Source organism: Nocardioides speluncae (assembly GCF_003121585.1).
In the GTDB taxonomy this organism is placed as follows: domain Bacteria; phylum Actinomycetota; class Actinomycetes; order Propionibacteriales; family Nocardioidaceae; genus Nocardioides; species Nocardioides speluncae.
The window spans coordinates 37,542-51,592 of the sequence record NZ_QEOO01000036.1; the positions used below are offsets into that span (position 1 = coordinate 37,542).

Annotated in this window: 9 protein-coding genes; 7 read left to right on the plus strand and 2 right to left on the minus strand. The window is 68.8% G+C overall.

What is annotated here, in order from left to right; genetic code table 11:
- Positions 1-769 precede the first annotated feature (769 nt).
- Genes DDV73_RS18050 through DDV73_RS18065 form a run of 4 tightly spaced genes read left to right on the plus strand, consistent with a single transcriptional unit; the run spans position 770 to position 7,528 of the window.
- Complete coding sequence (locus DDV73_RS18050) at positions 770-2,038, plus strand: N-6 DNA methylase family protein (RefSeq protein WP_109508657.1); 1,269 nt, start codon at positions 770-772, stop codon at positions 2,036-2,038.
- The gene (locus DDV73_RS18055) at positions 2,035-3,246 is read left to right on the plus strand and encodes a restriction endonuclease subunit S (RefSeq protein WP_154402802.1); all 1,212 of its coding nucleotides are present in this window, start codon (positions 2,035-2,037) and stop codon (positions 3,244-3,246) included. Before DDV73_RS18050 ends, DDV73_RS18055 begins: the two co-directional genes overlap by 4 nt.
- Positions 3,246-4,349: a PDDEXK nuclease domain-containing protein gene (locus DDV73_RS18060; protein ID WP_109508659.1), complete on the plus strand. Its 1,104-nt coding sequence runs from the start codon at positions 3,246-3,248 to the stop codon at positions 4,347-4,349. Before DDV73_RS18055 ends, DDV73_RS18060 begins: the two co-directional genes overlap by 1 nt.
- Positions 4,346-7,528 carry a type I restriction endonuclease subunit R gene (locus DDV73_RS18065; RefSeq protein WP_109508660.1) on the plus strand — a complete coding sequence of 1,061 codons (3,183 nt, stop codon included), beginning with the start codon at positions 4,346-4,348 and terminating at the stop codon, positions 7,526-7,528. Before DDV73_RS18060 ends, DDV73_RS18065 begins: the two co-directional genes overlap by 4 nt.
- 92 nt (positions 7,529-7,620) lie before the next feature.
- Here the strand turns inward: DDV73_RS18065 and DDV73_RS18070 are convergent, their stop codons facing one another.
- Together DDV73_RS18070 and DDV73_RS18075 are read right to left on the minus strand one after the other, a co-directional pair.
- Complete coding sequence (locus tag DDV73_RS18070; RefSeq protein ID WP_206050945.1) at positions 7,621-9,480, minus strand: helix-turn-helix domain-containing protein; 1,860 nt, start codon at positions 9,478-9,480, stop codon at positions 7,621-7,623.
- Positions 9,481-9,505: 25 nt separating this feature from the next.
- A complete protein-coding gene (locus tag DDV73_RS18075) occupies positions 9,506-10,282 on the minus strand; it encodes a 3-hydroxybutyrate dehydrogenase (protein WP_109508662.1) in 777 nt (258 codons plus the stop codon).
- A gap of 120 nt (positions 10,283-10,402) precedes the next feature.
- Here DDV73_RS18075 and DDV73_RS18080 point away from each other — a divergent pair, with 120 nt between their 5' ends.
- The 3 genes from DDV73_RS18080 to DDV73_RS18090 all read left to right on the plus strand — a co-directional run bounded on the left by DDV73_RS18080 (position 10,403) and on the right by DDV73_RS18090 (position 14,050).
- Positions 10,403-11,785 carry an alpha/beta hydrolase family protein gene (locus tag DDV73_RS18080; RefSeq protein WP_161962450.1) on the plus strand — a complete coding sequence of 461 codons (1,383 nt, stop codon included), beginning with the start codon at positions 10,403-10,405 and terminating at the stop codon, positions 11,783-11,785.
- A 67-nt stretch (positions 11,786-11,852) separates the two neighbouring features.
- The gene (locus DDV73_RS18085) at positions 11,853-13,343 is read left to right on the plus strand and encodes a DUF3375 domain-containing protein (RefSeq protein ID WP_109508664.1); all 1,491 of its coding nucleotides are present in this window, start codon (positions 11,853-11,855) and stop codon (positions 13,341-13,343) included.
- Entirely contained in the window at positions 13,340-14,050 is a 711-nt protein-coding gene (locus DDV73_RS18090) for a DUF4194 domain-containing protein (RefSeq protein WP_109508665.1), read from the plus strand. The genes DDV73_RS18085 and DDV73_RS18090 overlap by 4 nt, the downstream gene beginning before the upstream one ends.
- The last annotated feature ends 1 nt before the right edge of the window (position 14,051 follow it).

A 14,051-nucleotide genomic window follows, 5' to 3' on the forward strand; every position in this document is an offset into this window, starting at 1 on the left:
TTGAGCGTCGCACCACCTTTCGACTTACCCCTGAAGAAAATTCCGGGCCCGCCATTCGTCACGACCTTAGCGTCGAGACCGAGTCGATCACCTCTGGTCAACAAGGGACAAGGAAGGAATCGCGATGACCGCGCCCCGGCCGCCATGGCTCGGCGACACCTGCGCCGCCACATCTGCCATGCCCACCCAATGTGCCGCGATGCGGCGTCGGTTCGCGGGCTGCCGCGTGACTAATGGGGCGGTGACCAGCCTGTGACGACCAGGCCGTCGAACGCCCGGAAGCGTGCCCGCATGTTCGTGTTGATGCCCGGTCGATCCCGAACCGGCCGGAGGTGCTTCCCGGCAGGCGCTGAGCGACTGCCCACAGACGGCGGAGCGGGCGTGCCGACACCCATCCCGACAGCGAAGTCCGCGCCCGCTCCGCCTTGCCATCCCGGCTCCCTGCACCCCATCTGTGAGATCTCGACCGACCCGGCACGACCTGAAAGAAGGGTTCGAACACGGTGAGCACGATTCTGGTCACGGGAGCCGGCGGCTATCTCGGCGCGGTGCTGGTGCCGCGCCTGCTCGACCGCGGGCACGCCGGCAAAGCTCTCGACCCGTTCTGGTTCGGCGACACCCTCGCCGAAACGCCGTGGGACGGTCCTCGCCCGACGAGGTGTCGTAGATACATGAAATCGAGCCCACGATCCTCAATCCCCGGCAGAGTCTCCAGAACGAGCGCAGCCACCCCTACCTCGCCGAGCATGCCAAGGGGCTGCCGGCCGCGATGGGCGAGCACGACAAGAGCGTCGGCCAGCTCGTCGACGACGCGATGGACCTGGTGATGATCAACAACCCGGCGCTCGCCGGGACGCTGCCGCGGATCTACAACAAGGACAACGTCGACAAGCGTCGGCTCGGCGAACTGCTCGACCTCTTCAACAGCGCCCGCTTCTCCAAGCAGGGTGAGCACCGGGCGCGCGACCTGCTGGGCGAGGTCTACGAGTACTTCCTCGCCGCTTTCGCTCGCGCCGAGGGCAAGCGCGGCGGGGAGTACTTCACGCCGTCGAGCGTGGTCCGGGTGATCGTGGACGTGCTTGAGCCGACGCACGGCCGGGTCTACGACCCGTGCTGCGGCTCGGGTGGCATGTTCGTCCAGGCGGAGAAGTTCCTGGAGAGCCACGACCTGAACCGGACCGCGATCTCGATCTTCGGCCAGGAGCTCAACGAGCGCACCTGGCGGATGGCGAAGATGAACCTTGCCATTCACAGACTCAACGGCAACCTCGCCGCCCGCTGGGGCGACACCTTCGCGCGCGACCAGCACCCCGATGTCCCGATGGACTACGTGATGGCGAACCCGCCCTTCAACATCAAGGACTGGGCGCGCCGCGAGGACGACCCGCGCTGGAAGTACGGCGTCCCACCCGCCAACAACGCCAACTACGCCTGGATCCAGCACATCCTGTCCAAGCTCGCGCCCGGCGGCAGCGCCGGCATCGTGCTGGCCAACGGCTCGATGTCGTCGAACTCCAATGGCGAGGGCGGCATCCGCGCCCAGATCGTCGAGGCCGACCTGATCTCCTGCATGGTCGCGCTCCCGACCCAGCTCTTCCGCGGCACCGGCATCCCCGCCTGCCTGTGGTTCTTCGCGAAGGACAAGAAGGGCGCGGTCGACCGGACCGGTCAGGTCCTCTTCATCGACGCCCGCGAGCTCGGCTACATGGTCGACCGCGCCGAGCGGGACTTCACCAAGGACGACGTCGCCAAGATCGCCGACACGTACCACGCCTGGCGCGGCACGCTCTCGGTCGGCGCCAGGGAGCACACGTACGAGGACGTGCCCGGCTTCTGCAAGTCGGCCAGCCTCGCTGAGATCAAGGCCGCCGACTACGCCCTCACGCCCGGCCGGTACGTCGGCTCGGCGGAGGCGGCGGAGGACGACGAAGCTGTCGAGGTCAAGATCGAGAGACTGACCAAGGAACTCCTCGCACAGTTCGACGAGTCCGCGCGCCTGGAGAAGGTCGTGCGCCAGCAGCTGGAGCGCCTGTCGTGACTTCGATGCTGCTCAAAGATCTCTTGGTCGAGACCAAGGACGGCGATTGGGGTAAGGAGACGCCCACTCAGGATCACTCACCCCGATACGTAATCCGCGGAGCAGACTTCCCCGATGTCGCGCGCGGGCAAGTTGGGCGCGTTCCATTGCGATACCTGCCGAATCGCACGGTTCAACGCCGCACGCTCAGTGCAAACGACATCCTGCTCGAAACCGCTGGCGGAACGCACGGGCGCCCCACTGGTCGAACCGTGCTGGTTACCCAGGAACTGCTCGATGCAATGCCGGAACCGGTGATCGGTGCCAGTTTCACACGGTTCCTCCGCGTCGACCCGTCCCTCATGGATCCGCGTTATCTCTACTGGTACCTGCGATGGATTTACGATCGTGGTGAGATGGCTGAGTATCACGTGCAGCACACCGGGGTCGGACGGTTCCAGTACACGGTGTTTGCGAGCTCGAAGCAGATTCCGCTCAAGCCATGGAGCGAGCAGTGGGCGATTGCCGAGGTGTTGGGAGCGCTCGATGAGAAGATCGCCGCCAACGACCGCTTGATCCTGCTTGCGGACGAACTCCTCGCCACGAGACTTGATGTGACCGCACGAGGAGCGGGTTTCACGTCGCTGTCTGCGCTCGCGAGCGTGAACGTTGCGTCGACCAGGCCGGTCCCAGGCGGCTCCCTGCGGTACATAGACATCGCCGCAGTGCGGCAAGGTGCGTATGACTTCCCGCCGGTGACACCGTGGGAGCAGGCGCCCGGTCGGGCGCGTCGGGTGGTCGGCAAAGGTGACACGATCTGGTCGACGGTCCGGCCGAATCGACGTTCTCACGCGCTCATTCTGGATGAGGACCCACTCTTGATCGCGTCGACGGGCCTTGCCGTGTTGCATCCGAAGGTTGGCCGGGTGGCCTGTCTGTATGAGGCGACTCGAATGCCAGCATTCGAGGCGTACCTGCTCACCGTGGCTGAGGGGAGTGCCTACCCCGCTGTACGTGCTGACCGTTTCAAGGACGCACCTGTGCCGGATCTGGCAAACAGTGACTGGGATGCATTCGAGGCGTTCGCGTGGCCCTTGCGTGAGCGCGCGCATGCTGCGGCGGTTGAATCTCGCTCCCTCGCCGCGACCCGAGACGAGCTTCTGCCGTTGCTGATGTCGGGGAAGGTCCGCGTCAAGGATGCGGAGAAGATCGTGGAGGAGGTTGTCTGATGGCGGAGCGCACGGGGGTCTCGACAGGCTCGACCGACCTGACCGGGTTCCCGGCGGCGCCGGCGAAGGCGGCGATGCCGGAGTGGTACCCGGAGCTGCTGGAGACGGTGTCGCAACACGTCGTCACCGGCCATCGGCGGGCGGTCAGGGCGGCTAACACCGAGCTACTGGCGTCGTACTGGCGGATCGGCAAGGAGATCCTGGATCGGCAGCAGGCTGAGGGTTGGGGCACCAAGGTGATCGATCGGCAGTCCGCCGACCTCAAGCGGCGGCTCCCGGACGCTCGGGGCTTCTCACCACGCAACCTGAAGTACATGCGAGCCTTCGCCGCTGCCTGGCCTGACCGCGAAATTGTGCAGCGCAGCGCTGCCCAATTGCCGTGGCGCCACCATCAGGTGCTGCTCGACAAGCTCGACGACGCCGAGCTTCGCGCGTGGTACGCGGCGGCGGCCAGCGACGCGGGGTGGAGTCGAGACGTGCTGGTGCTCCAGATCGAGGGCCGACTCCACGAACGTTCCGGCAAGGCCGTGTCCAACTTCGGCGAGACCTTGCCGGTGGAAGATTCCGACCTCGCCCAGCAGGCCACCCGTGACCCGTATCTGTTCGACTTCCTGTCGACCGCCGGGACTCGGCACGAGCGTGACATCGAGAACGGCTTGATCCAGCACCTCGAGCGCTTCCTGCTCGAGCTCGGGCAGGGGTTCGCGTTCGTCGGCCGGCAGGTGCGCCTTGAGCTCGCCGGCGACGAGTTCTACTGCGACCTGCTCTTCTACCACCTCAAGCTGCGCTGCTACGTGGTGATCGAGCTGAAGGCGGGCCCGTTCAAGCCTGAGTTCCTCGGACAGCTCGGGATGTACCGCGCGGCGGTCGACGACCTCCTTGCGCACGAGGCCGACAAGCCGACCATCGGTCTGTTGCTCTGTAAGTCGAAGAACAACGTCGTCGCGGAGTACGCGCTGCGTGGCTACGCCGTGCCCATCGGGGTCGCCGAGTGGCAGACCCAGATCACCAAGAACTTGCCGGAGGAGCTGGCGTCGAGCCTGCCTTCGGTCGAACAACTCGAGGCCGAGCTGGCCGCAGACGTCTGGGAGGACGAGTCATGACCGGGAGAGACGGGAGCGAGGCGGAGTGGGAGCAGGTCGCGCTCGAAGCGCTCGGTGAGCACGGCTGGACGGCGCTGTCCGGGGCCGAGATTGCGCCGGGGACCGACGACGGTCGCGCCTCGTGGGCGGACCTGGTGATGCCGCCACGGCTGCTGGAGGCGATGCGCCAGCTCAACCCGTCGGTGCCGGGGGAGTACCTCCAGCAGGCGCTCGCGGAGATCCTGGCCCCGAAGTCGCAGGACCCGAGCGCGGAGGACCACCGCATCCACGACGTACTGGTCGGCGGGTACCGCGGGATCACCTACCTCGATGCCGACGGCATCGAGCACACGCCGACGATCCGGATCGTCGGAACGCGACCGGAAGACAACGACTGGCTGGCGGTCAACCAGGTCACCATCCGCTCCACGGATGTCACCCGGCGATTCGACCTCGTTCTCTACCTCAACGGCATGCCGGTGGCGCTCGTCGAGCTGAAGCGGGCCGGTGCGGCGCAGGCCGATCTCGCCGCGGCACATGCACAGCTGGCGACGTACCTCCGTGAGTTCCCGATGGCCTTCCGCTTCGCCGTTGTGAATGTGATCAGCGACGGGATCGAGGCGCGCTATGGCACGCCGTTCACGCCACTGGAGCACTACTCGCCGTGGAACGTCGACGACGACGGCAGCCCGATGGCCCCGGGTGACGCGATCACCGATACCGAGCGGATCGGCGTCGAGCTCGAGTACCTCGTCGACGGGGTGTTCAACCAGGAGCGGTTCCTGCAGCTGCTCCGTGACTTCACGGCGTACGACGCAGGGGACGGCGCCCTCACCAAGCGGATCGCCAAGCCGCACCAGTACTTCGCGGTCACCAAGGCCGTCGGCAGCACCATCCAGGCGGTCCAGAGCAACGGCAAGGCCGGCGTCGTCTGGCACACCCAGGGCTCGGGCAAGTCCATGGAGATGGAGCTCTACACCAACAAGGTGATGCGCGATCCGCGGCTGAAAAACCCGACGGTCGTGGTCATCACCGACCGCAAGGAGTTGGACGGTCAGCTCTTCGGGACGTTCGCCCGCAGCCTGTTGCTGCCCGAGAACCAGCCGATCCAGGTCCGGAAGCGCTCGACACTGCGCGACGAGCTGAGCAACCGGACCACGGGCGGGATCTACTTCACCACGCTGCAGAAGTTCGGCAGGACCGAAGACGAGCGCAACGAAGGGGCCGCGCACCCACTGCTTTCCGACCGGCGCAACATCATCGTGATCGTCGATGAGGCGCACCGCAGCCACTACGACGACCTGGACGGCTACGCCCGGCACCTCAAGGACGCACTCCCCAACGCCACCCTGATCGCCTTCACCGGGACGCCGATCTCGTTCGCGGAGCGCAACACTCGCGAGGTCTTCGGCGACTACATCGACATCTACGATCTCAGCCGCGCCGTCGAGGACGGCGCCACTGTGCCGGTCTACTTCGAGCCCCGGCTCGCCAAGGTCGGACTGGCGAAGAAGGTCAGCGACGAAGAGCTCGACCAGGCCGCCGACGAGGCCACTATGGACCTCGACGAGATGGAGCGGGCACAGATCGAGAAGTCGGTCGCCGTGATCAACGCGGTGTACGGCGCGCCCGCCCGCCTCGAAGCACTGGCGCTCGACGTCGTCACGCACTGGGAGCAGCGTTCGGCCGCGATGACGAAGTTCATCGAGGGCCCAGGCAAGGCGATGATCGTCGGCGCCACACGGGAGATCTGCGCGAACCTCTACGCAGAGATCGTCAAGCTGCGCCCCGACTGGCACGACGAGGCACTCGACAAGGGAAAGATCAAGGTCGTCTACTCCGGCAGCGCCAAGGACCAGCCGCCGATCTCGAAGCATGTGCGCCGTGAGTCTGACAACAAGGTGATCAAGGAGCGGCTCCGCAAGATCGACGACGAGCTGCAGATCGTCATCGTCAAGGACATGATGCTGACCGGCTACGACTCACCGCCGCTGCACACCCTCTACGTTGACCGGCCGCTCAAGGGCGCGCTGCTGATGCAGACCCTCGCCCGGGTCAACCGGACCTACCGCGGCAAGGCGGACGGACTGCTTGTCGCCTACGCTCCCATCGCCGAAGACCTCAACAAGGCGCTCGCGGAGTACAGCGCGACCGACCAGAGGGAGCGGCCGCTCGGCAAGGACGTCGACGACGCCGTGGCCGCGGCGACCGCACTGATCACCAAGCTCGACGAGCTGTGCGCCGGCTACGACTGGCGCGCCCACCTGCCCCAGCACCACGGCTGGATGAAAGCGTGCCGTGGGATGACCGGCTACCTGCGCAGTCCGGCCACCCCGGGCAACCAGGTCGATGAAGGCGAGGAGACACTCGGTCAGCGCTACCGCAAGCTCGCCAATCAGCTGGCCCGGGCCTGGGCGCTCTGCTCGGGCGCTCAGACCCTCGACCATCTCGGCACCGAGGTTCGCTTCTACGAAGAGGTCCGGGTCTGGATGGCCAAGGCCGATGCGGCCGAGCGGCAGGCGAGCGGGAAGCCGGTGCCGGACGACGTACGCCGGCTGCTCTCGCAGCTCGTCGCCGACGTGGCAGCCGCCGGCGGCATTGTCGACATCTACGACATGGCCGGGATCGCCAAGCCGAGGCTCTCCGACCTCGGCCCCGACTTCGCGACCAAGGCCCAGAAGGCCGACAACCCGCACCTCGCGATCGAGGCGCTGCGGGCACTGCTGATCGAGGAGTCCGGCAAGGCGTCGCCGCACAACCTGGTGCGGCAGCGTGCCTTCTCCGAGCGGCTCCGCGAGCTGATGAACAAGTACACCAACCAGCAGCTGACCTCGGCCGAGGTCATCGCGGCGCTCATCGAGATGGCCAAGGACATCGCGGCGGAGGGCAACCGGGGCAAGCAGTACGACCCGCCGCTCGACGATGACGAGCTCGCACTTCACGACGCGATAGCAGCCAACGAGTCCGCGGCGGAGCTGATGGAGGACGACGTACTTGCTCAGATCGCGCGTGAGCTGATCGAGATCATGCGCCGTGACGTCAAGACCGACTGGACGGTGCGCGATGACGTACGCGCCAAGCTGCGGTCTTCGATCAAGCGGCTCCTGGTGAAGTACAAGTACCCGCCGGACAAGCAGCAGGACGCGATCCACCTCGTCATTGAGCAGATGGAGTCGATGGCACCCCGCTACGCCGCGTGAGCCCGCATAGCGAGCGACGATCGCGCTGTTGTCCGGTGGTTTCGAGACGGTCGCAGAGCGACCTCCTCAACCGCCGGACCGGTCCCGGTCGGTCAGCCGGTGAGGCGGTGCAGCCGGAGCGCCAGCTGGACCTCGAGCTGGCGCCCTGGCTCGGTCCACTCCTCGCCGAGGAGCTTGGCGACCCGGTCCAGCCGCTGGGTCACGGTGTTGACGTGGAGGTGCAGCTCGGCGGCGGTGCGGGACAGGTTGCCGCCGACCCGGAAGTAGGCCTCGAGGGTCTCGACGAGCTGGGTACGGCGAGCCGCGTCGTACTCCACGACCGGCCCGAGCGTGGACCGCACGAACGCGTCCGGGCGGTGGTCGCCGCCGAGCAGCAGCCCGACGAAACCGAGATCTCCGGCCGTCGCGATCCTGTCGGTGCGACCGAGGGCGACCAGCGCCCCGAGGCACTGCCTGGCCTCCTGATAGGCGGCGACAATCGCGGCCGGTCCGCCGGCGGGGCCGGCAGCGCCGGCGGTGAAAGCGGCGCCCGTCGCCGGGCGCAGGCCGTCCTCGACGATCTTCGCGGCCTCGTGCGCGGTCCGGTCCGGCAGCACCACGACCAGGTGACCTTCGCGGATTCCGGCGAAGCCGCCGTTGACGCCCGCGGCGTACGCCGCGGCCTGGCTGACCCGGGCCCGGTCGCCGGTGAGCTGGACGACGACGACCGCGTGCGGCTGCTGCAGGTTCGAGCCGAGCACCCGGGCCCGCTCCTGCAGCCCCTCGGGGTCGCGGTCGGCGCCGGTCAGCAGGTCCTCGAGCAGCTCGCCCCGGACCCGGCCCTCGGCCTCGGCCACGCTGCGCCGGAAGAGCAGCAGCAACGCGGTCACCAGCGCCGACCGCTCGAGGATCCGGCGGTCGCTCTCGTGCAGGTCGACGGTACGGCGGAGCAGCAGCGCGCCGAACTGATCGGCGCCCGCGAGCACGGGCGCCGAGATGACGCCGTCGCCCTCCGCCGTGGCGCTGGTCGCCAGCGACTTCTCGGCGACCACCAGCTCGTGCGGCTGCGGTGAGCCGTCGCCGTCCGCGGCGATCACCTCGCCGGTGATGTCGACGACGAGGACGTCGCCGCCGAGGACCGCCCGCACCTCGCGCACGACGTCGTCGACGCCACCCCCGCGCAGGACGATCCGCATCAGCCGGTCGTGGGCGTCGGCGGCCCGCTCGACGTTGTCGGTGTGCGACTTGAGCATCTCGCTCGCTGCCTCGAGCTCGCTCAGCGCCTGCTGGGTCTCGGCGAGCAGTCGCGCGCTGTCGATCGCGATCGCGGCGTGCGCGGCCAGCGAGACCAGCAGCGCCACCTCCTCGCGGCCGAACGGCCGGACGCTGCGGTTCGCCGCGTAGAGAACGCCGATCACCTGCCTGCCCAGCAGGAGCGGGACGCCGAGGATCGATTTGAGGCCCTCGTCGGCCACCGCGCTGTCGATGGACCGGGTGTGCCGGAACCGCTCGTCCTCGAAGTAGTCGGCGGTGGAGTACGGCGTGGCCTTCTGCGCAACCAGTCCGCCGAGCCCGGCGCCCATCGGCAGCCGCACCGCGCGGAACGACGCGGTCAGCACGCCCTCGGTGACCCGCATGTAGGTGTCGCCCTGCCCCTCGTCGTTCAGGGTGAGGTAGGCGACGTCGCTCTGCAGGAGCTGCCGCGCCCGGTTGACGATCGCCTGGAGGACGGCGTCGAGGTCAGTGAGCGCGGCCAGGTCGTTCGCGGTCTCGTACAGCGCCGACAGCTCCGACTCCCGCCTACGCCTGGCCTCGAGCACCGCGCGCACCTGCAGGGCGAGGCCCTTCGCGCGCTCCAGCTCTGCGATCGTCTCGGTGCTGGCACCCGCCGACCGCGCCGCCAGCACCGGACCTTCGAACTCGACCGCAGACGCATCGCGAGCGAGCAGCTCGATGAACTCGATGCCGGTCACGCCCCCCATTCTCGCGGACCTCGGGTCAATGCGCAGACCAACCACCGTCGATCACCAGACTGCTGCCCGTCATGAACGCCGCCTCGTCGGAGCACAGGTAGGAGACGGCAGCCGCCACCTCGCCCGGCTCGATCAGCCGCTTGATCGCCGACTTGGTGAGCATCACCTCGGTCACCACCTCGTCTTCCGAGAGACCGTGGACGCGGGCCTGGTCGGCGATCTGCTTCTCCACCAGCGGCGTCCGGACGTAGCCCGGGTTGACGCAGTTGCTGGTCACGCCGCGGTCCGCGCCCTCGAGCGCGAGGACCTTCGACAACCCCTCGAGCCCGTGCTTGGCCGCGACGTACGCCGCCTTGTACGCGCTCGCTCGCAGGCCGTGTGCGCTGGAGATGTTGACGATCCGCCCCCAGCCCCGGGAGTACATGTGGGGAACACACGCCCGCGCCATCAGGAACGGGACCTCGAGCATCAGCCGCACGATCAGCGAGAACCGGTCGGGTGGGAACTCCTCGACCGGAGCGACGTGCTGGACCCCGGCGTTGTTGACCAGGATGTCGGCGTCGAGCGCGAGGCCGACCAGCTCGTCGGTCGCCGCGAGGTCGACGACCCACGCCTCGCCGGAGACCTCCTTGGCCACCGCCTCGGCGCCGTCGGCGTCGCGGTCACAGACCACGACGTACGCGCCGCTGCTCGCGAGCCGGCGGGCGACGGCGGCACCGATCCCGCTCGCGGCGCCGGTGACGACGGCCCTCTTGCCCGCAAGGGACTGGCCCGCAAGCGACGACGGCGGCGGGTTCTCCATGCTCAGGAACCTACGTTGGCCGATGTGGCGGCTCGATGGGGTTCCTGCACACAACTGGCGTCCGACCCATGTGGGCGAGCACCGTTTCCGAGTGCTCGGCACGGCTCGACCATGGCGGGTATGGACCTCACCACCCGCCGCCGTACCGTCCAGGGCATCACCGTGACGCTGGCCTGCGCAGCGCTGTCGCTGCCGGCCTCGGCGGCCGAGCCGGCCGACGCCCGCACCGATCACTGCGCCGGTCAGGACCGGGCGCGGGTCCGGGGCGCCGAGCTGGTCGTCACCGCGTGCCTCGACGACCTGACCACCGCCGGCACCGTGCAGACCGGGCACACCAACCAGGCCGACTGGAACGGCCTGCACGCGCCCGGTACGGCGAATCCGTCCGGCGTGCCCGGCATCCAGGTCGACGGCTACTTCCCCGACGACTCCACCACGAACGCCAACCACGGCTGGAACCACGACGCGCAGTTCGTGATCCGGCTGCCCGACCGGTGGAACGGCAAGGTGGTGATCACCGGCGCACCCGGCGTCCGCCGCCAGTACGCCAACGACTTCATCATCGGCGACTGGGTGCTGAGCCAGGGCTACGCGTTCGCCTCGACCGACAAGGGCAACACGGGCGTCCGCTTCTACGACGACGGCTCCCGGCCGGGCGGGTCGGTCGCCGAGTGGCACCGGCGCGTCACCGAGCTCACGAAGGCGACCAAGCGCGTCGCCCGGCACGTGTACGGACGCGCCCCCGAGCGCACCTATCTGTTCGGCATCTCCAACGGTGGCTACCTGACCCGCTGGCAGCTGGAGAACAGACCGCATCTGTACGACGGCGGCGTCGACTGGGAGGGCACCCTGTTCCGCGCCGACGGGCCGAACCTGTTCACCTACCTGCCCACCGCGCTCGCCAACTACCCGCGCTACGCCGCCACCGGTGATCCCGCCGCGCACACGGCGATGATCGACGCCGGGTTCGCGCCGGGTTCGGAGTTCCTGTGGCCGTTCCACCACCAGGTCTACTGGGACCTGACCCAGCGGATCTACCGCGAGGAGTTCGACCCGCGCTGGGACGGCGACCTCGACGCCGGCGTGCCGTTCTGCGCCAGCGGTACGCCGAACTGCGACGCCGACTACGACTACGCCTCGCGCCCCGGGCACGTGAAGCGGGCCGTCGCTTCGGTCTCACTCACCGGCAAGATCCGGCGGCCGCTGCTCACCCTCCACGGGACCCTCGACACGCTCCTGCCGCCCGCGACCGACTCCGACGTCTACGACACCCTGATCGAGGACGCCGGGCGGGATCGTCTCCACCGCTACTACGAGATCGAGGACGGCACTCACACCGACGGTCTCTACGCCTTGTTCCCGGACCGGCTCCGCCCGCTCCTGCCCTGCGCCCGGGCGGCGTTCACCGAGCTCACCGCGTGGGTCGAGGCCGGCACCGCTCCACCCGCCGACGGCTACTACGCCCGACCGGCCGGAGACCTCGTCAACACCTGCGATCTCTAGTTGTCGGCACTCTCTGTAATGCTTGCCCGTCGTACGAACACCGGGCAAGCCGAAGTCGAGGGAGTGGATGAGCGGGATCGCGGGGGAGCTGGCCCGGGTCAGAGGTGCGTTCGCGCAGCCGACCCTGACCCTGCTGCACCAGCGCCAGGCGCCGGTGGTGATCACGATCTTCCGGGCCGCATTCGGGCGCAACAACAAGCCGATCCCGACCGCACGGCTGCACACGCAGGTCGAGGAGCACCTGGCCGAGGTCAGGCTGGCGGGGGAGACCGAGGTGCCCAGCGGCAGTGGCCGCGACATCTGCCAGCGGTGGATGCGCGGCCAGTGGCTGGTGCGCTCGCTCGACGAGACCGGACAGGAGGTCTACACGCTGACCTCCCACGCCCAGCAGGCGCTGGAGCTGGTCAAGAACCTCGCGCGTGACCGAGCCACGCTCAGCGAGCACCGGATCGCGACCATCCTCGGCACGGTCCGGCGCTTCAACTCCGAGGCCAACCCCGATCGGACGGCGCGGGTCACCATCCTCAACGCGGAGATCGCCCGGCTGCGTGCCGAGCGGGACCGGTTGGTTGACGGCGCCGAGCTGGTCAGCGCGACCGAGGACTACATGCTCGAAGGCTTCACCGAGCTGCTCTCGCTGATCTCCGCGCTTCCCAGCGACTTCGCGCGGGTTGAGGAGCGGTTCGCGACCATTCGCAGCGAGATCCTCGCCGCGTTCCGGGCCGAGGACCGTCCGGCCGGCGAGGTCATCGACGACTATCTGAGTCGAGCGGACGCGCTGATGACCTCGACCCACGAGGGCCGCGCGTTCGAGGGCGCGTTCACGCTGCTGCGCGACGACGCCCTGGTCATTCAGCTCCGCGAGGACCTCACGGCGCTGCTGGACCACCCGCTGTCCGACGGCCTCCTCAGCGACGCCGACCGCGCCGAGCTGCGCGGGACCGTGCGGCTCGTGCGCGACGGCCTGGACCGGGTCCTCGCCCAGCGCTCGCGGGTGACCGCGACCCTGAAGGAGTACATCGTCTCCCACGACGCGGCTCGCGACCGTGAGCTCGAGCAGACGCTGCGCCAGGTCGAGTCCGAGCTGATGACGTGGATGGCCCGGACCGGGCCGCGCGCCACGGTCGACCTTCCGCTGCTGCCGGCGCGCGCTGGCGTCGAGCACCTTCGCGAGCGGTTCTACGACCCGGCCGACGACGTGCTCCCCGAGCGGATCTCCGCGGCCGACGCCGAGGACGCGCCGCCGGTGTCGCTCGCTGCGCTGATGTCACAGGGCGGCCCGCAGCTGGCGTCGCTGCGCCAGCGCCTCGACGAGTCGCTGGCCTCGCTGCTGCCGGCCGGCTCGCTGGCCGAGCTGTTCGACGGCTTCGAGCCGTCACTGCGCCGGCCGGTCGAGATCTTCGGCCTGCTGCACCTCGCGGCCGACCGCGAGTGGGAGACCGAGGACGCCGCCGAGGAGTTCGCGGCGGTCCGCGCGGACGGGACCCGGCGTACCTTCTCCGTGCCCCGGGTGTCGTTGCCCGACCCAGACCGACCAGAGAGCGAGACCCGAGCATGAGCATCGACACCGAGGTCGACGACGAGCTCCTCGACCAGGACTCGGTCTCCCTGTTCGAGGGCGATGAGGGCGGACTGGAGTACGCCCAGCGCCACGCCCTGGTGACCCTGCTCAAGCAGCGCTTCATCAGCGCCCGCACCCACCCACGCGACTGGCAGGTCCTGGTCGAGCACGAGCGGGTGCTCCGCTCCCGGCTCAACGACCTCTTCCTCGACCTGGCCGTGGACCGGACCCGTGAGGTGGCGTGGAAGCGGCAGGCGACGTCCGAGACCGGAAGCCGCTTCCCGACGCTGCTGTACGACGTCGCGTGGTCGCGCGAGGAGACGGTGGTGCTGGTCCACCTCCGCGACCGGCTGCGCGCCGGGCTTGCGACGGGTGACACGCGGGTGTTCATCGACCGCGAGGACATCGTCGAGTACGTCGCGAGCTTCCGGCCCGGGCACGCCACCGACGAGGCCGGTGACGAGAAGCGTGCGCGCAACGCCGTGGTCAGCATCGTGAAGGCCGGGCTGTTGATCGGCAACGCCGCCGACGACCGCTACGAGATCAGCGAGGCCGTCGAGCCGCTGCTCCCGCTCGAGCTGCTCCGCGAGCTGCTCGACGCGCTGCAGCGCGCCAACGGCGTCGAGGACACGGACGAGCTGGCCGAGCCGTCCGCCCTGTTCGGCGATGGTCCAGTGCAGACCGACGAAGCGATGGAGGAGTGAG

What these genes read in the sequence shown, in the direction of transcription:
- DDV73_RS18090 (WP_109508665.1), top strand. Translation starts at nt 13,340, where the DNA reads ATGAGCATCGACACCGAGGTCGACGACGAGCTCCTCGACCAGGACTCG.
- DDV73_RS18085 (WP_109508664.1), top strand. Translation starts at nt 11,853, where the DNA reads ATGAGCGGGATCGCGGGGGAGCTGGCCCGGGTCAGAGGTGCGTTCGCG.
- DDV73_RS18080 (WP_161962450.1), top strand. Translation starts at nt 10,403, where the DNA reads ATGGACCTCACCACCCGCCGCCGTACCGTCCAGGGCATCACCGTGACG.
- DDV73_RS18065 (WP_109508660.1), top strand. Translation starts at nt 4,346, where the DNA reads ATGACCGGGAGAGACGGGAGCGAGGCGGAGTGGGAGCAGGTCGCGCTC.
- DDV73_RS18050 (WP_109508657.1), top strand. Translation starts at nt 770, where the DNA reads ATGGGCGAGCACGACAAGAGCGTCGGCCAGCTCGTCGACGACGCGATG.
- DDV73_RS18060 (WP_109508659.1), top strand. Translation starts at nt 3,246, where the DNA reads ATGGCGGAGCGCACGGGGGTCTCGACAGGCTCGACCGACCTGACCGGG.
- DDV73_RS18075 (WP_109508662.1), bottom strand. Translation starts at nt 10,282, where the DNA reads ATGGAGAACCCGCCGCCGTCGTCGCTTGCGGGCCAGTCCCTTGCGGGC.